Origin of the sequence: Bacillus jepli (assembly GCF_047238305.1) — a bacterium.
Lineage (GTDB): Bacteria > Bacillota > Bacilli > Bacillales > Bacillaceae_L > Ferdinandcohnia.
The window spans coordinates 1,147,998-1,165,819 of sequence record NZ_JBDFMO010000001.1; the positions used below are offsets into that span (position 1 = coordinate 1,147,998).

14 protein-coding genes and 1 pseudogene are annotated in these 17,822 nt (G+C 38.5%); 8 read left to right on the plus strand and 7 right to left on the minus strand.

The genetic code is table 11. From position 1 onward, the window contains the following. Nucleotides 1-86: 86 nt before the first annotated feature. Entirely contained in the window at nt 87-1,685 is a 1,599-nt protein-coding gene (locus tag ABC371_RS05895; RefSeq protein WP_412895935.1) for an acetolactate synthase large subunit, read from the minus strand. Between the two features lie 139 nt (nt 1,686-1,824). On the opposite strand from ABC371_RS05895, the gene ABC371_RS05900 reads away from it, so the two are divergent. The 3 genes and pseudogenes from ABC371_RS05900 to hprK all read left to right on the plus strand — a co-directional run bounded on the left by ABC371_RS05900 (nt 1,825) and on the right by hprK (nt 4,402). Then, nucleotides 1,825-2,667 carry a sulfurtransferase gene (locus tag ABC371_RS05900; RefSeq protein WP_412895936.1) on the plus strand — a complete coding sequence of 281 codons (843 nt, stop codon included), beginning with the start codon at nt 1,825-1,827 and terminating at the stop codon, nt 2,665-2,667. Between the two features lie 79 nt (nt 2,668-2,746). Beyond that, a pseudogene (locus tag ABC371_RS05905) lies at nt 2,747-3,220 on the plus strand (Ldh family oxidoreductase); the annotation flags it as partial. 255 nt (nt 3,221-3,475) lie between these two features. Then, on the plus strand, nt 3,476-4,402 hold the full coding sequence (hprK, locus tag ABC371_RS05910; RefSeq protein ID WP_412895937.1) for an HPr(Ser) kinase/phosphatase: 927 nt from the start codon (nt 3,476-3,478) through the stop codon (nt 4,400-4,402). A gap of 88 nt (nt 4,403-4,490) precedes the next feature. Here hprK and ABC371_RS05915 read toward each other — a convergent pair whose 3' ends face one another. Together ABC371_RS05915 and ABC371_RS05920 are read right to left on the minus strand one after the other, a co-directional pair. After that, nucleotides 4,491-5,648, minus strand: coding sequence for a pyridoxal-phosphate-dependent aminotransferase family protein (locus tag ABC371_RS05915; RefSeq protein WP_412895938.1), 1,158 nt, complete (start codon nt 5,646-5,648; stop codon nt 4,491-4,493). A 150-nt stretch (nt 5,649-5,798) separates the two neighbouring features. Next, entirely contained in the window at nt 5,799-7,199 is a 1,401-nt protein-coding gene (locus tag ABC371_RS05920) for a purine-cytosine permease family protein (RefSeq protein WP_412895939.1), read from the minus strand. Between the two features lie 495 nt (nt 7,200-7,694). Here ABC371_RS05920 and ABC371_RS05925 point away from each other — a divergent pair, with 495 nt between their 5' ends. Together ABC371_RS05925 and ABC371_RS05930 are read left to right on the plus strand one after the other, a co-directional pair. Beyond that, on the plus strand, nt 7,695-8,711 hold the full coding sequence (locus ABC371_RS05925; protein ID WP_412895940.1) for a DUF1646 family protein: 1,017 nt from the start codon (nt 7,695-7,697) through the stop codon (nt 8,709-8,711). Nucleotides 8,712-9,218: 507 nt separating this feature from the next. Next, nucleotides 9,219-11,195 (plus strand): SGNH/GDSL hydrolase family protein, encoded by a 1,977-nt coding sequence (locus tag ABC371_RS05930; protein WP_412895941.1) that lies wholly within the window; start codon nt 9,219-9,221, stop codon nt 11,193-11,195. Between the two features lie 86 nt (nt 11,196-11,281). Here ABC371_RS05930 and ABC371_RS05935 read toward each other — a convergent pair whose 3' ends face one another. Further along, nucleotides 11,282-11,884: a TetR/AcrR family transcriptional regulator gene (locus ABC371_RS05935; protein ID WP_412895942.1), complete on the minus strand. Its 603-nt coding sequence runs from the start codon at nt 11,882-11,884 to the stop codon at nt 11,282-11,284. A 182-nt stretch (nt 11,885-12,066) separates the two neighbouring features. Between ABC371_RS05935 and ABC371_RS05940 the strand changes: the two genes are divergently transcribed. Beyond that, nucleotides 12,067-12,804, plus strand: coding sequence for an SDR family NAD(P)-dependent oxidoreductase (locus tag ABC371_RS05940; protein WP_412895943.1), 738 nt, complete (start codon nt 12,067-12,069; stop codon nt 12,802-12,804). Nucleotides 12,805-12,852: 48 nt separating this feature from the next. On the opposite strand, the gene ABC371_RS05945 is transcribed toward ABC371_RS05940, so the two are convergent. Both ABC371_RS05945 and ABC371_RS05950 read right to left on the minus strand, forming a co-directional pair. Then, nucleotides 12,853-13,713, minus strand: coding sequence for a mechanosensitive ion channel family protein (locus ABC371_RS05945; protein ID WP_412895944.1), 861 nt, complete (start codon nt 13,711-13,713; stop codon nt 12,853-12,855). 120 nt (nt 13,714-13,833) lie between these two features. After that, a complete protein-coding gene (locus tag ABC371_RS05950) occupies nt 13,834-15,024 on the minus strand; it encodes a coenzyme F420-0:L-glutamate ligase (protein WP_412895945.1) in 1,191 nt (396 codons plus the stop codon). 118 nt (nt 15,025-15,142) lie between these two features. Between ABC371_RS05950 and ABC371_RS05955 the strand changes: the two genes are divergently transcribed. Next, the gene (locus ABC371_RS05955) at nt 15,143-16,051 is read left to right on the plus strand and encodes a LysR family transcriptional regulator (protein ID WP_412895946.1); all 909 of its coding nucleotides are present in this window, start codon (nt 15,143-15,145) and stop codon (nt 16,049-16,051) included. Between the two features lie 14 nt (nt 16,052-16,065). Here the strand turns inward: ABC371_RS05955 and ABC371_RS05960 are convergent, their stop codons facing one another. Continuing rightward, the gene (locus ABC371_RS05960; RefSeq protein ID WP_412895947.1) at nt 16,066-16,767 is read right to left on the minus strand and encodes a metallophosphoesterase family protein; all 702 of its coding nucleotides are present in this window, start codon (nt 16,765-16,767) and stop codon (nt 16,066-16,068) included. A 135-nt stretch (nt 16,768-16,902) separates the two neighbouring features. On the opposite strand from ABC371_RS05960, the gene ABC371_RS05965 reads away from it, so the two are divergent. Then, the gene (locus ABC371_RS05965; protein ID WP_412895948.1) at nt 16,903-17,568 is read left to right on the plus strand and encodes a phosphatase PAP2 family protein; all 666 of its coding nucleotides are present in this window, start codon (nt 16,903-16,905) and stop codon (nt 17,566-17,568) included. Nucleotides 17,569-17,822 lie beyond the last annotated feature (254 nt).

Here is a 17,822-nt window from a genome sequence, read left to right on the forward strand (position 1 = left end):
AATCCGTTCCAGGGAAATTAAAATCCTTTGAAAAAGGGGATGGTTCATTTGCATTAAAGCAGAACAACCATCCCCTTGTTGTTTTATTAACTTTGCATTTGAATATCGATCAGTGTGAGTTCACCGTCACTATTTAATGCGCCTTTTAAAACTTGTTCAAATTCATTCAAATGAGTAGGTCTTACTCCCTTTACCCCAAAGCTTTCAGCAAGTTTCAGAAAGTCGGGGTTTCCAAAGTTAGCTCCGAAGCTGAGAAAGAATTTTTCTTCCATCATTTGTTCCTCTAATTTTAACGTCAAATTATTTAACACAATCACAATAATCGATACCCCCAATCGTTTGGCAGTCTCTAACTCCGAAATATTCATTAAAGCGCCACCATCTCCAGTAATACAAATAACGGGGTCATCTGGGCATGCTAATTTGGCACCAATGGAGCCAGGTAAGGCAATCCCCATTGAGGCTAATCCATTTGAGATTATGAGTCGACCAGCTTGTTTTGGTTGAAACGTGCGAGCAATGGCTAGCTTATGGGCCCCAACATCAGAGATCACGATGGTTTTTTCTGTTGTATGAGATTCGATCACAGTAAGAATATTCTCGATAGAAAGTGCTTGTTTGCCTTTTACATCTTGATTAATTTGATACACTGTTTCCATTCGCTCTTTTAGATTTCCAGTTGGAACCCAGCGTTTAGATGGAAGCTCCGTTTGAGTAAGTGCCTGTAAGGTTTCATTTAAATCTCCAATTAATTCTGCTTTTACAGGGTAGTATTCATCCATTTCGGCAGGGAGTGGGTCGAGATGTAAAATGGGACGTTTTCTTTTATTCCAATCCATAGGCGGTTTTTCAATTACATCATACCCAATGACAATAAGTAAATCCGACTCATCTATTAAAGGTAGGGCTTTATCCTTCTTCATTAATCCAAATGTGAAATAATTAAGTGAATGGCCTTTTGGCAAAATTCCTTTTGCCATAAAACTATGGATAACAGGTGATTGAAGTTGTTCTGCAAATGCATGGAGCTCTGCCACAGCTTCTTGTCTAATTATCCCATTTCCAACGATTATAACCGGCTTTTGGCTCTGTTCTATTAAAGCTCGTGCGGTTTCAATTGCCTCTACAGTAGGTTTACCCTTTGGGATAGGTACAACCGGTAATGGCTGGGAGGTAGTCTGTTCAGGTGCAAGATTTTCTGGTAATTCAATTAAGACGGCACCAGGCTTTTCCATTTGAGCTTCCCTAAATCCCCTGCGGATTATTGTAGGTATGGTTTTTGAATCCTTAATTTGAACGCTCCATTTTGTAGCAGGTTCAAACATTTTCACTATATCAAGATATTGGTGGGACTCCTTATGTTGTCTTTCAAAGCTTGCTTGTCCCGTAATCGCGACAACCGGCGAATGGTCAAGCGTAGCACATGCTATTCCGGTTAGAAGGTTTGTAGCACCAGGCCCTAATGTTGCCAGGCAGACGCCAACTTTTTTCGATAATCTTCCATAAACGTCGGCCATAAAAGCAGCGCCTTGTTCATGACGTACATTGATATATGTAATTTGTTTTGATTTTGACAATGAATCCATGAGATCAAGCGTTTCTTTTCCCATGATGCCAAACACATACTCAACGCCTTCATTTTCCAAACAATCTATAAGTAGATCAGTTGCCTTCATTGAACTCATCCTTTCGACCTTCATTTTCCTTATCTTTCTCCTAGAATGAATTAAAAAACAATTTTTCTTCATCTTCTTTGAATGATTTCCATAATTAATTGTAAAATGGGGATATGTAGTAAATAGATGGAAGATGGAGGCGGTTTGAGTGGATTTTACCGTGAATAAGGAATGGCTTGTTGATCAACTACAAAACAAGGATGTAAAAATAGTCGATTGCCGGTTTGCATTAGGAAATCCAACCCAAGGGGAACAGCTTTATCAGGAAAGCCATATTCCAGGAGCTTTTTATTTTGATTTAGAAAAGCAATTGTCCGCGCCTGTTTCAGAGCATGGGGGAAGACATCCACTTCCAGATATGGAGCAGTTTAAGCAGGAAATTGAGAAGGCAGGAATCGACCATTCAAAAGTAGTAGTTGCCTATGATGGTGGCGAGGGGCAGTTTGCATCTCGTTTTTGGTGGCTGCTAACCTATCTTGGTCATGACAAAGTATATGTATTAAACGAAGGTTTTAAGGGCTGGGCTGAAGCTGGATACCCAACGACGATGGAAGTGCCGAAAGGAGAACCAACTACATTTGAAGTTCGTATTCGTGAAGACATGCTGGCTTCTTACGAGGAAGTAAAGGAAATCGTGAACCAGAAGAAAAAGTCTCCCGTTTTAATAGATTCAAGGGATGAAAGTCGCTACTTAGGGGAAGTTGAGCCGATAGACCGAGTTGCGGGGCATATTCCAGGTGCTATTAATAAGTGCTGGGTTGAGGGTATCGAGCATGGCATCTTTAAAAATAACGATGAACAGAAAAAGAGGTTTGCAGACCTTAACAAAGAAGATGAAATCATCGTTTATTGCGGATCGGGTGTAACAGCGACTCCGAATGTTATTGCCTTAAAAATGGCAGGGTTTAAACATGTTAAATTATATGCCGGAAGCTATAGTGATTGGGTTTCATATAAGGAAAATCCAGTAGCAAAAGGGAAAGAGGCATAACATTTTTGGCAAAGGGAGTAGTAGACATGCGTGTACCATATGATGAATTGAAAAATGAAATTAAACGGTTCTTTTAAAGAGAGAATTTGAAGAGGATATGGCAGAGACGGCTGCATCCATTATCGCCGATAATAGCCGTGATGGTGTCTACTCGCATGGGTTGAACAGGTTTCCCTCAATCGTGCAGGCGATAGACGAGGGTGCGATTAAACCAAATATGCGCCCTGAAAAACGAAATGGGATTGGCACGCTTGAGGAATGGGATGGGCAACTGGGATTTGGTCCAATCAATGCCACAATTGTGATGGAAAGAGCGGTTGAACTAGCCTGAGAATTCGGAATCGGCTGTGTTGCGTTACGTAACTCGAACCACTGGCTACGGGGCGGTACATATGGGTTGAAGGCAGCAGATGCAGGCTGTATTGGCATATGTATGACGAACATTTTCCCTAATATGCCACCTTGGGGTGGAACAGAGAAGCGAATCGGGAATAATCCGTTGATTAGATCTATCTCACAGAAAAATGGAGAACATGTTTTATTAGACCCTTAAAGAGGGCATCCTAGTCAATGAAGAAATAAGAAGAGTAGGGGCTTTCCATATGGGGCTCCTTTTTTCGAGTTTTTGGATAAACATTATGAAGGTGTTGGACAAAGTCAAAAAGTATCGAACACAAACCGCTATCTATCAGATTAAATGAAAATTCCCCTTAATAATTAGATAAAAAAGTTCTAACATGATGACGCTTCCACCGTACATAAAGTATAATTCTATTAATAAAAGATTATCGGGCGGGTGAATGGAAGGATGAAGGAAATAACAGTAGAAGACTTGGTCCGCAAGTTTTCATTAAAGGTACTGGCTGGTAAAGGCAAGTTACAGAATACGATTAGCCAGTCACGTGTGCATCGTCCAGGACTAGAGTTTGTTGGGCACTTCGACTTTTTTCCAACAGAGAGGGTTCAAATCCTTGGAAAAAAAGAAGTTACGTATTTACATAAACTCTCAAAAGAAGAACGTAAAATTCGAATTGGGAATGTTGTTCAATATCATCCTCCTTGTTTTATCGTAACATGTGGTGAAGAAGGGCTCACTTATTTAAAAAAACATTGTGTGGAACAAGGGATTCCGTTATTAGTTACGAGAGAACCTGAAATTACTTCTGATTTTATCGTAAAATTAGATGCCTTTTTGATAAAAGAATTAGCGGAAAAAATTGCTGTACATGGGGTTTGCATGAATGTATCTGGGATTGGCGTTTTGATTCGTGGAAATTCAGGGGTCGGAAAAAGTGAGACAGCCCATACGTTAATTCGAAGAGGACACCGACTCGTAGCCGATGATATCGTTGTTTTGAAAAAACTAAGTCCACAAACCATTCTGGGGACACATGATGAAAAGACAAAAGAATTTTTGGCTCTCCGCAGTATCGGGCTGTTAAATGTAGTTCGCATGTATGGAAGGAAGGCATTCCAGGATGAAACACGGATTTCCCTTGATATTCATTTGACAAAATGGGAAATAGACGGCTTGTATAATGATTTGGATCAGGAAATTAACACAATGGAGTATATGGGTGTTAAGATTCCCTCGATTGAAATCCAACTACAGCCTGGACGTGATGTAGCCGGCCTTATTGAGGCGGCTGCGAACAACTGGTATTTAAGGCAGCAAGGCTATAACGCAGCAGAGGAATTCATGAGTAGAATTGAGGTCGACATGAATCACGACTAAGTTAGTTTTTCCTTATATTTTGAAAGAAAATATGCCAGACCCCTTGTCACTAGCAATACATGAAAAGGGGTTTGGCATTTTACTTAAGTTATTTCCTTAATGAGGACAAGAAAACCTTTTGTGCTGCATTTACTCCAGCACCAGCCTCAAATTGATAGCCAAAGTCCTGTAAACCTGCTTCCATTAGGGAAACGGCTTGAAGAATATCACTAGGGAAGCAGTAGCCCATATGACCAAATCTAAAAATTTTACCTTGTAGATGGCCGAGACCACCAGCAAAATCAAGGTGATATGTCTTCTTTAAGTGTCCTAAATAGGCGGGAAGATTCAAACCTTCAGGTGCGCAGATGGCTGTAATTGTTGGTGATGCATACTGACCATTTGTTAATAACCCGAATGATAATGCCTTCATAGATTCCCGAACCATATTCTTCATGACTTCATGTCGTTCAACCGTTTTCGAAAATCCGCCTTCTTCTTCGATCAAATCGCACACCGCAGAAAGCCCCATGATGAGAGATATAGCAGGCGTATTAGGCGTCATTCCTTTTGACGCCCAGTCACGATAGCTTAATAGATTTAGATAATAGGCAGTAGTAGAGTTAGCCTCGATCACTTTCCAAGCACGTTCACTTACGGCCAAAAGAGCAAGTCCCGGAGGAAGCATCATCGCTTTTTGTGAACCTGTTACTAAAATATCAATACCCCATTCGTCCATTTCAGCAGGGGCACCGCCAATACAGCTTACACCATCGACGATAAAGAGAGCATCTGAATGATTGCGTACCACTTCTGCTAATTCACTGATCGGATTTAATATTCCTGTAGACGTTTCATTATAAGTAGCAAACACAGCTTTAATAGTAGATAGCGGTTTCAAAAATTCAATTAGGTCTTCTTTGGTACAAGCTTCACCCCAACTTTTTGTAAGTTTATGTACAGTTAAGCCATATTTTTCACAGATTGAAACGAAATAATCACCAAATGCACCTACTGTAATGACAACTACTTCATCTCCAGGGGAAACCGTATTTACAACAGCTGCTTCTAATGCTGCAGTTCCTCCTGAAGGAAGAAGTAAAATATCTTGTTTCGTTCCGAAAACAGTTTTGACACGTTCCGTAGTTTCTCGATATAGTTTGACAAATTCTTCTGTACGATGGCTAATCATATTCTGGGCCATTGCAAGTTCCACTTTTTTAGGAATTGGAGTAGGTCCAGGGTGTCTAAGAATATTAGGATACATTATTAATTCCTCCATTTCACAATTTTCATAAGATTGTATATCTAGAATTGATTATATCTTATTTTAATATATTTTCCAGGTGAATTTTGGATTAATGTAAATGTTTACAAGAAAAAACCCTCTACACATGAAATGTAGAGGGTTAACACGTTAAGCGACGTATTCTTCTTTTTTAATATCAGTTGCTTCCTTCTTTACATAATATTTTCCTTTTGTAGCAATCGCCAAAATAATCGTTAGGATCGATGCTAAAATACTTGCAAAGAATGCTGCCGTACTTTGTAAAAAGGTTCCCATAAATCCTAGCGCAGCTACAGTACCAATACTACATGAAACTAACAGTGCTCCAACACCGACGGGATTCCATTTGTATAAGTTCTCTTGTTTAGCATCATAATACCGAGGACCAATCTTTAATATTTTCTTAACAAAAACAGCATCGGTAACTAAAATAGATGCCCAAGATAACAGGAAAACTCCTTGGAAGGTCAAAACTGTGCCAAGGTGATTGACTATATCGGTAAGCATTAGAATGATGGCAGATACTCCGGTTACTACGACCCAAAAGCGTCGTCCGGGTTTAAAATGAAAAATATTTTCGAAGAAGTTTGAAAGTGATAGTGAACCACTATAAATATTTGTAACGTTAATTCTTACTTGGGTAATCATCGTAAATAGTGCTCCCCACATACCTAGAAGCGTAACGATATACACACCAGGATTTGGCTCACCAAGACGAACGCCAAACCAAATACCTAAGCCTCCCATCACACCGAAACAAAAGATTTGCGGGATAAATCCAATCGCAAATATGCCAATTTTCGTGTCCTTAGGTTTAAGAAAACGTGCGTAATCAGATGCAAGTAGGGGAGTTAATCCCATAATCCCATGCTGCATCCCAATACAAAGCAAGAGAGCAGTTCCTCCAACTTGCACGTTTTCTGGCATGTAAGACCAGAAGCTTCCATCATATAAGGACGGTGTCATAGCTGCTACAATAATCGCGGCAATTAAAAAGACGCCAAATAGTGGTAATGACCATTTTTGTAATTTGTCCAATTGCTTGATTCCAAACCAATTTAATGGAATGACAAGGGTTCCAAAGAATAGAATTAAAGCCCATTCAGGAATGATAGGTAAGAATTCGTGGACTGCGGAAACTAAAATTAAGCCTTCAAGTGCACAATACATGATGAAGTTTGTGGCATAAATAATGGAGGTTAATGATGCGCCGATATAACCGAAACCGCCACCCCTTGATAATAGATTGACGTTCATACCAGACTTTGCAGATAAGTACGCAATGAAAGTTCCAAGAATACCGGCAACGATGATCGCATATATAGCGGAAATGATCGCGTTAATAGCACCAAACTGAAGAGCCATAACAGATCCCATTTGAAAATAAAAAATAGCCGTTGCAATTCCGAATGTAATATTCGTTATACTTAACCAACTCATGTTTCTCTTGTTAAGTGGTACTCTATCCAAGGAATAATCATCACTCAACGCTTCGTTGCGATTTTGCTCCGATTGGATAACAGATCCCATCTTATCAACTCCTTTTCATTTTGTTTGTGAATAATTTCACAAGAAGGTATTCTGAAAAATAAATAGTAACGTACGGTTCGCTTAACCGATTGTAAGTATATCAATAATAAAGCAAAGGAATCAAATGTGATAATCCATCGTATTTCATGATAAGGACTCATTAAGGCGCTTCTAGTAGACATAATCTGCCGATATCTTAGAAATAGTCCCGAATACCGAATTATACTCCTGAGTTTCCTTTAAATATACGTTATTTTGATGCTTAAAAGAATTGTTAGCATGAAGGGGGTGAGGATTTTTCGGTTTTTGATAAAAGAGTAGGCAATTATTTATAAAAAGTTGGACATGGAAAGTTTTTAGTGAAGTAACTTCTAAAAAGTATGTTAAAATAAAAAGAGTCGAGATAACGTTATCAAACGGATTATGTGAATTGTTTCACAAACAGTTTACTATTGAATAGTAGTCGCGACAACACTGGGATTGGGGGAAAAAACTATGACTACTGGACTTGTTATCATTTTACTACTTGTTCTATTCTTACCTTTCGTTGTAAAACCAATAGAACGAAACTTAGAACCCTTTTTATTTGTCATGGGCTTTCTAGCAGCACTTGTAAGTGGCGTCTTTAATGGGGAATTATTTGTTCATGCCTTAAAAGACCCCATTTTCATTACGCTAGCCGTCCTTATTGCGGGCTTGTTATTCAAATGGTTGAAGAAGCCAATTGAAGGAGCCATCTTAAAAGTAAGTCGCAAAATGGACACACGTCTATTTCTTGCAATCATTATTGTCATTTTAGGATTATTATCTAGTGTCATTACTGCTATTATTGCTGCAATCGTGCTTGTATCAATTGTAAGTATCTTAAGTTTAGATCGTAAGACTGAAATTAGAGCAGTTATCTTAGCGTGTTTTTCAATTGGATTAGGAGCTGTGCTTACACCAGTGGGGGAACCATTATCCACGATAACTACAAACAAATTAAATGAGGATTTCTTTTATCTCTTTCAGTTGATTGGTGTTGAAGTTATTGTGGCCGTTCTTGCGATAGGAGTAGTAGCGTTCTTTACCTTAAAACCAGTTGAAGGTGATGGTGGCTTAGGTGGGGACAACCAAGCGGAAAGCTACTCTGAGATTGTCATTCGTTCTTTTAAAATTTACTTATTTGTCATGGGCTTAACATTACTGGGTGCTGGTTATGAACCATTAGTCAATCAATATTTACTGCATTTACAACCAGGAGCTTTATACTGGATCAATATGATTTCAGCCGTTCTTGATAATGCGACACTAGCAGCTGCTGAAATTAGTTCATCGATGAGTACAGAAACGATTCGCTTCTTGCTACTAGGGCTAATCATTAGTGGTGGAATGCTTATTCCGGGAAATATCCCAAACATCATTTCAGCAAACAAACTTGGAATTACAAGTAAAGAATGGGCAAAATTCGGTGCCCCATTTGGTTTAGTTGTGATGGTTGTGTTCTTTCTTTATTTGTTAATTATGGGGTAGAGTAAAAGCGAAAGGAAGGCCACTTGCTTAAATTACGAGCAAGTGGCTTTTTTGTGTCCAAGATTTCGGAAGAGTACTAGATTTTGGACAAAAGGTAGGCGAAGAATCTAAATAGAGTCCAAATCCATTGTCATTTGGAAGAGAGAATAGAAAAAAGAATAGCAGAGTCAGAATGAAAAAAAGATTTAAAAAAGGGACGGGTTCAGATCAAGTACTAACAAATAAGAAAAGACTATATAAAACACACCTCTGACAGTTGTAAAAACCTTTACAAGGTAGAAACAGTTCGGAGGTGTTTTTACATAGAGAAAAATATGTTTATAAGGTTATATCGGAAAAATAAAAAAATTCTCACAACTATATTGAAATGGGATTGATATCTGTTAAACTTATATAAAGAACAAACGGAGGGGGTTGTTTCTTTATTAAGCACAGCAGCGACTAATCTTTCTATGTGTAAAAGTAAATTGGAGGAAAAAAAGAGAAAAGGGAAGGAGTGGATTTAAGTTGCAGAAGTTAATAAGACGATCACGTTCATTACTGATTATGCTCGTGGTCATGCTTGCATTTTCACCATTATCCGTACTAGCAGAAGGGGAAAATGTAAATACGATTAATTACGTTGCGCTAGGTGATTCATTGGCGGAAGGAATGTTATCTGATAATTCATTCGGAACTGGATATGTTGGGATGATAAAGGATAATCTTGAGACCAACGGATACAAGGTAAATGTACATAATGCGGGCTATCGTGGTTTTACTACAGTAGATGTACTAGCAGGGGTTCCTAACATTCCAGAATTAGCTAAAGCTGATGTAATTACGATAAGTGCTGGTGCGAATGATATTTTAGCTGTGCTTCAACCAGTACTTGGTTTACAACAGGTGGCCCAAGCAGCTGCTGGAGCGGCTGAAAGTGCGAAAGCTGCTGCGTCCAAAGCGTTAAGTGAGGAGGAACTGTCAGTAAATGAAGTGCAATCTGCTGTTGCGAAGGTTGAAGAATCTGTAATTTCAGCGGCTGGAAAAATAGAATCGATTTTTCCAATCTTACCACCTGATCAGAAAGCTAAACTAGATTCAGCATTTGGTCTTATTCAAGAAGCAAAAACTAGTGTAAATAAAACGGGAGTAAGTATGGATGCTGCAAGGGAAGCATTTGATACAAATGACCAAGAAGCTATAGGCAACTTAGAAGTGGCAGTTAGTAATTTAGACGTAGTGGTGCAAAAATTAAACTCGCTTATAGAATTGATCGAATCATTAAATATTCCAATTCCAATTCAAGAAGTCCTAGAAGTAAAAGACAAAGCAAAAGATGGGAATGGAGCAGCAAATTCTGCAAAATCAAAAGTTGAATCTGCAAAACTAGCAGTAAAGACGTATACTGAAGCCCAGGTAAAGGCTGAGGCAGCACAATTTGCTGCAACAACAGCAACGGCAGAAGCAGTCGGAGTAAGAATCCCAGAGGTCCTAAAAGAGGTTGGCGCTAATACAGCACAAATATTAGCTTTAATTAGGTCGGTAAACCCAACCGCCAAGATTTATGTCATGGGTTATTATAATGCGCTACCATATTTACCTGCTGAAGTACAAGAAAGCATGACAAAGCCAATGCTTGTTGGGTTAAATGCGGCAATTAATGCACCTACTTCTGGATTCGGTGCAACGTTTGTACCTGTTGCCCATTTGTTCGAAGGAAAGCATTTAGAGTATCTCCCAAACCCAGCGAATATTCATCCAAGTGAAGCTGGATACAAAGCCCTTGCTAGTGCGTTCATGGTTGAGATAAATAAAGCATTTCCTGCAATTGAACAAAAGATTGATTTAGGCCAAGAGGTATTTGTAAACTCAGGTCAATTGATCATTATTAACGAAACGAATGTATCCTTATTATTACCAGATAACCTTCCTGAAGGAACAAAACTGACGGTTACTAATACGAGTGAAGATACACTTTTAAAAGCGGAAGAAAGTAATTTAAAAAGCTTTGGGGATGCTTTGAATTTTGAATTTAAATTCCCAGAGGGATCTGAAGATTATGAAGGTACGTTTACTCTCCTAATGGGGTATAATGCTGACTCCCCTGACAATATTGCTATTTATCATTTTAATGAAGTAGACGGTAAATGGGAGATTCAGCAAGGTGAAAAGAATAAGGAGTTACATGCAATTAGCTTAGATGTAACACATTTTTCAAACTATGGTGTGTTTGCCCAAGTAGAAAAACAAACACCTCCTGTTACTAAAGATCCTGTAGACGATTCAGAGGATGACGGTGGGACACCGCCTCCTATTGCCGAAGATCCTTCAAAAGGACCGAAAGATGATGGTAAAAAGGATACAAAGAAAGATACATCAAAAGGTAAATTACCTAAAACCGCAACTAATTATTACAATTTGCTTTTAATCGGGGCTTCTTTGTTCATGTCTGGAGTTATAGTGTTCATCTTTACAAAAAGAAGACACTTAGTAATGGAAAAGTAATCTATTTATAGAATAAGGGAAAGAATGGGTTCAACCTACTTTCCCTTATTAATTTGATGCTTAAAAGTAGAAAGAACATGCCCTTTTTAATTGCCCGTATATTTAAATGAGTATATATGCGTTTTGGTTAGCTCTATGACTTCCTCAATAAATTCCTCCTGTAATTCCTTGAAACCACTAGTAATCCAATTTTGGATAAGCCCGTAAAAGCCATAGGCTGTGTACTGTTTAAAATAGTCCATGTTCACAGGGATATTATTGATCGTTTCAAAAATAAATTTTTCTTGATAAATTTTTAAAATCGTTTGAGGGAAACTTGTATGTAACCCTGGTAATGTGTCCTCATATTTAATTAACTCAAAAAAGTTACGATGCTCATCAATGTAGGAAACAATATGAAAAGATGGCTTACCAATCTTTAATGTAAATACTTTTTGTCCAGGTCTGTATGGTTTTCCAACAGAATTCCACAATCCAGTCATCATGGAATCTAGCAAGTCCTCGGCTAAATCAATTTTATCTTGGTAGTGAACATAAAAGGTGCTGCGATTATAGGAAGCTTTGTTCACGATGTCCTTTACAGAAATGGAGTGATAGCCCTTTTCTTTGATAAGGTCGATGAGGGCGAGCTTTAGATGTTCTTTTGTTCGATTACGACGTTTCGATAGGATATCTACTTCATCATTCATTAAAAAAACCTCCTCAAAAAAAGACAATTATGATGAAACTGTCTACTAAATAAACAGTTTGCTTTTCTTTGATGATTGATTACTCTAACTAAACTAGTAGAATGAAATTGTGAACAAATGGTGACAGCGTCGTTTCTAGGGTAACGCTATATCCATATTATATATTAAGGGGAGGATTTATAATGGGGAAATTACAAGATAAAGTAGCGGTCATAACTGGTGGAGCTTCAGGAATTGGAGCAGCAACAGCTCGTTTATTCGTTGAAGAAGGAGCAAAGGTTGTTCTTGTAGACTTAAACGAAGAAAAAGGAAAAGCGTTTGAAGCAGAATTGAAAGCGCTAAATAAAGAGGCTTTATTTGTAAAAGCAAATATTACAAGTGAAGAAGATGTTGCAAACATTTATAAACAAACCATTGAGGCGTTTGGTAAAGTCGATGTTGTATTCAACAACGCAGGTATTGGACGTGTTCAACCATCACATGAACTAGAATACTCTGAGTGGAGAAATACAGTAAACGTTGACTTAGACGGTGTTTTCTTAGTAGCACGTGAAGCCATTCGTGAATTCTTAAAAGCAGATGGTGGCGTAATCGTGAACACTGCTTCTATGTATGGCTGGGTTGGATCACCTGGTTCGGCAGCGTATAACGCAGCAAAAGGTGGCGTAGTGAACTTAACTCGTTCCCTTGCACTTGAATATGCAGAACAAAATATTCGTGTAAATGCTTTATGCCCAGGTTTCATTGATACTCCAATCATTCCTGAAGAAAGCAAAGAGATATTACGCACTATGACTCCAATGAAGCGTCTTGGACAAGCAGAGGAAATGGCGAAGGCTGTGTTATTCCTAGCAAGTGATGATTCTACTTTCATGACAGGAAATAGCTTAATTGTTGATGGTGGATATACTGCACAATAATAAAATAGATAAAGGGGCATCCAGTTGATTGGGTGCCCCTTGTTTACATTATGCTTGTCCCATTTTCTGTGGACTTTCCCCATTTTTATGAATGGTAACTTGATGTGGAAATGGTATTTCAATACCGTGTACATCAAAGGCTTCTTTAATGGCTTTTCGAAGTTGACGTTCAACACCCCAATGTTCCCCATTTTCGGTTTTGGCAATGACACGTAACACGACATCTGACACTCCAAGTGCTTGAACGCCAATGACATTTGGTCCCTCAATTATAACAGGGTTATCGGCAGCCACTTTGTCACATGCTTCCTGCATCACGGTTATCGCTTGATCAATGTCTTCGCCATAAGCAATTCCGATATCAACAAGGGCACGCATATTTCCACGCGAATGGTTGCTCACACTTGTAATATCTCGATTGGGAATGAAATGTAAGGTTCCGTCGAATCCTCGAATTTGAGTGGTTCGTAGTCCAACAGCCTCAACAACCCCGTCAATAGCACCGATGGTGACATAATCATTCACATCAATCTGCTTTTCCAACAATAAGAAAAAGCCTGTCACAACGTCACTTACGAGTCCTTGTGCTCCAAATCCGACTGCAAGTCCCACAATTCCAGCCCCAGCGATTAAGCTTGCGACAGGGATCTCAAAAATGCCAAATATGGAAGCCACTAATATAAAGATTAGCCCATATGATAGAATATTTTCCATTAATTTTTGAAGGGTATGAGTCCGTCCTATTGAGATATTCTGTTTATTCTGTAAATTAGTGAAGATGCGGTCAATCACTTTGTTGCCGATTTTTTTAACAATGAAAAATGCAATGAAGATCCCAATTATCTTTAAAGCTTTGATTCCTATATTAATAAGTAAGGTTTCCCAATTGAAACTGAGTAAATCGAACAAACTATCATCCTTCCTTGTCTTTTCTTTTTACCTAGTTAAGAGAATACCACAATCGGCTGAAATGAAAACATGTTTGCGTAAAAAAAGTCCCCTGCATGTTTACAGGGAACTCGAACCAATTTATTTTGTATAGTTATCGAAATAACCTTGGATATAGATGAATGGAGTACCTTTGTCTCCGCTTCCTGATGTTAAGTCTGAAAGGGAACCGATAAGGTCTGTTAGTCGTCTAGGAGTTGTACCTTGTGCCTCCATTTGACCAACTAGGTCACCTTCTTTGTTCGCGATAAACTCAGAGATTGCTTTTTTAAGTTCTTCACCTTTTAAATCAGCAAAATTGTTATCAGCAAGGTATTTTAATTTTACCTCATTCGGTGTACCTTCAAGACCAGCAGTATATGCAGGAGAAACAACTGGGTCAGCAAGCTCCCAAATCTTTCCGACAGGGTCTTTGAAAGCACCATCTCCGTAAACCATAACCTCTACATTTTTACCTGTTTTATCTTTAAGTAGTTCTTGAATTTTATCAACGATTGGTTGGCAATTACGTGGGAAGAGCTTCACGCTTTCCTCTGTTGCTTTGTTTGAACCAAGTAAACCATATTCTTCATTAAAGCCACTGCCATTGTTTGATTCAGAAAGAATATTGTCAAGGCTGAAGACCTTTTCGCCACCGTTTGCTTTTAAAATTTTCTTCGTACGGAATCTTGTATGAATGTCACAAGTTAACACACTCTTTGTATAGTTTAGAATGGTTTTTGGATTGTTTGAGAAGATAACCTCACATTCAACGCCATATTCTTCGATTAATGATTTATAGTAGTCAATATAATCTACACCAGTAAAAGGATGTTTATTATGTCCGAATAGGTCACGGAATTGTTGTTCTGTTAAAACGTCTGTCCAAGGATTTACCCCTTTTTCATCAAGAAGGTCAAGATCCACTAAGTGGTTTCCAACTTCATCTGATGGATAGCTTAACATAAGGACAATTTTTTTCGCGCCTTTTGCAATTCCACGAAGACAGATTGCAAAACGGTTACGGCTTAGGATTGGGAAAATCACGCCAATAGTGTCGTCACCAAATTTTGCTTCTACATCCTGCGCAATATCATTAATGGTCGCATAGTTTCCTTGAGCACGAGCGACAATAGATTCCGTAATAGTTACGATGTCTTTATCTTGTATAGTAAAGCCTTCAACCTCGGAAGCTCGTAATACAGTATCTACAACGATTTGCTCAATGCTGTCTCCTCTATTGATGATGGGACCACGTAAACCTCTTACAACTGTTCCTACTACTCTTTCCAAAACAATCACTCCTACATAATGATAAACTTAATGTAAATATTATCTATTGGTACTATACATCTATAATGTGTTATAAGTAAAATTAATATATCTAATGGTGGGTATAAGGGGAGATTATGTGATAGGTAAATTAGATTTATATAGAGTTTTTAGTGTGGTTGCAAAGAATGGGAGTTTTTCAAAGGCAGCAAAGGACCTTTTTATGACACAGCCTGCAGTCAGTCAAGCGATGATGCAGCTGGAAAGGGAACTGGACATACGGTTGTTTAATCGAACGCCAAAGGGGGTTACGTTGACAAATGAGGGAGAGCGATTATTTGAATATGTCCATTCTGCAATGAATCTCCTCAACGTTGGTGAGGAAATGATTTTAGAATTTAAGAATTTAACAAAAGGCGAATTAAAAATAGGTGTGGGCGATACGATCTCGAAGTATTTTTTGCTAACGTATCTAGAATCCTTTCACACGGAATATCCCAATATCAAATTTAAAATTGAAAATGGGACTACCCAGGAGTTGATTTCTTTATTGAAGCTAGGTGAGGTTGATCTTGCGATTTGTAATTTCCCTGTGGATGAGCCTACTTTAGCCCAAATCCCATGCATGGATATTCACGATATATTTGTATGTGGAAATAAGTATAAAACACTCTTACCAAAGCAAGTGAGCGTAACGGAATTAATGAAGCATCCATTAATTTTCCTTGAACCAAAGTCCATTTCCCGTAAATATGTAGACGAGTTTTTATTATCTAAGGGCTTAAGGATTTCCCCAGAATTTGAGCTTGGCTCTCATGATTTACTTTTAGAATTTGCGAAAATCAATCTAGGAATTGCGTGTGTTACCAAGGAGTTTTCACAGGAATATTTAAAGAAGGGCATCTTACACGAGGTAGTACTCAACGAAAAAATCCCAAAACGTAGCATCGGCATCTGCTACGTCAAAAATGTTCCACTATCACCTGCATCTACTAAATTTGTCGAGATCATCAGGAACCAGAGGGACGGTTCTCTCGGTCCCTCGTGAACCGTCCCAGATCCTTAATCAACATAATAAATTTCCGAATGGCTAGCGTCATAGCAATAAAGCCTTCCACCATATGCGCAGCCACCATCAATGCCAATGATGTTATTTTTACCGAAATACATTTCATTGCTTTTATGTAAGTATTTAGTAGGGGTATGGCCGAATACGACTGTCTTTTCTCCAGAATATCCATTGTGAAATTCCTCTCGAATCCAGACGAGTAGATGAGGGTCTGTTGATTCCAGTGGTGTCTCCGGATGAATACCTGCATGAACAAATATATGTGAATCTGTTTCATAGTAATAAGGAAGTTCTTTTAAAATATCTAGATGGGGGCGGATTTCTTCATTTATTTGAAGAAGGTTTGGCATTTCTTCAGTTGTGTACCAATATTTTGCATCATCTTTTTCAATATGGTACCCGTAATTTTGTAGGGTTTTAATTCCGCCATTGTAAAACCATCTTTTAACGCTCATTGAATCAGCGCGGAAAGCTTCCAACATCATTTTCTCATGATTTCCAATTAATGCAATCGCGCCTTCATTTCGTAATTGCATCACTTTATCTAAAACAGCCCTTGACCTGGGACCACGGTCCACATAGTCTCCTAACAACAAAAGCTGATCATACTTGTGATTATATTGTACAAGCTCTAGCAGTTGCTCAAATTTATCTATATCCCCGTGAATATCACTAATCGCAAGCATTCGCTTCACACATTACACAACCTTTACAATATCGGTTCTTCTATTTTATCACACCCTTGTTATTACTGAGGAGTAGCCAATTTTGTATAATCTTTATACATTCAAAAATACTATAGGTAATCTAAAGGAAAGAAAGTGCCATATATGAAATTAAAAAGTCAGCTATCTATTGCTTTTATTCTATGTCTTTTTTCGCTTATCGTGTTTGGCCGACTGGCGTATTTTGTTCATGGTCATGATATTATCCGGTTTGATAGCCAAGTAATAGCGCTGGTACAGGGGGTGGAGTCCGAGAGGCTCACTTTCCTGATGAAATTTCTTTCAGTTATTGGTTCAGCACCGGTTATTATAGTTTTATCCATCTTTATTCTGTTCTTTCTATTTAAAATGTTGAAGCACCGCTATGAGCTCATTTTGTTTATAGGAGTAATGGTTGGGTCATCAATTTTGAACTTTCTACTGAAGGAATTGTTCAAGCGGGCTAGGCCTGATTTCCACCGATTGGTTGAAATTTCGGGTTATAGCTTTCCGAGTGGGCATGCAATGAGTGCTTTTACTCTTTATGGGATTATTACGTTCCTGTTGTGGCGTCATATTTCAGTATCGTGGGGGAGAGCAGCACTTGTGTTATTCAGTGCAATGATGATTTTCGGAATTGGGATGAGTCGAATTTATCTGGGTGTTCATTACCCAACTGATATAATAGGCGGCTTTTTTGCAAGTGCCACGTGGCTAGGTTTCTCAATTTGGACTTTTCAGTGGTTCAAAGAACGGCGAGCACACAAGCATAAAAGTTTGGAAACTGGTTGAATTCGATGGAGGGACCACAAGAACCGTCCCTGCGGTTCCTTGTGTCGAATTTTAGGGAATGGATTTCATTGAAAATGAAAGCGCTGTCAATTATAATAAAGACAGGTGGATGACATGTGTGGTCATCGTGGTATTTGGCGAAGGTGGGGCCGATACTGTAGTGAAGTAATACATTAATGAACCACTTTTTTAAAGCATTCTTTAAAAGAGACCTTTTAATTCGGAGATGAATTAAAAAGGTCTCTTTTCTTTTG

Excerpts from the sequence above, each read along its gene's own strand:
- ABC371_RS05895 (WP_412895935.1), bottom strand. The coding sequence starts at position 1,685 with ATGAGTTCAATGAAGGCAACTGATCTACTTATAGATTGTTTGGAAAAT.
- hprK (WP_412895937.1), top strand. The coding sequence starts at position 3,476 with ATGAAGGAAATAACAGTAGAAGACTTGGTCCGCAAGTTTTCATTAAAG.
- ABC371_RS05915 (WP_412895938.1), bottom strand. The coding sequence starts at position 5,648 with ATGTATCCTAATATTCTTAGACACCCTGGACCTACTCCAATTCCTAAA.
- ABC371_RS05920 (WP_412895939.1), bottom strand. The coding sequence starts at position 7,199 with ATGGGATCTGTTATCCAATCGGAGCAAAATCGCAACGAAGCGTTGAGT.
- ABC371_RS05925 (WP_412895940.1), top strand. The coding sequence starts at position 7,695 with ATGACTACTGGACTTGTTATCATTTTACTACTTGTTCTATTCTTACCT.
- ABC371_RS05935 (WP_412895942.1), bottom strand. The coding sequence starts at position 11,884 with ATGAATGATGAAGTAGATATCCTATCGAAACGTCGTAATCGAACAAAA.
- ABC371_RS05940 (WP_412895943.1), top strand. The coding sequence starts at position 12,067 with ATGGGGAAATTACAAGATAAAGTAGCGGTCATAACTGGTGGAGCTTCA.
- ABC371_RS05965 (WP_412895948.1), top strand. The coding sequence starts at position 16,903 with ATGAAATTAAAAAGTCAGCTATCTATTGCTTTTATTCTATGTCTTTTT.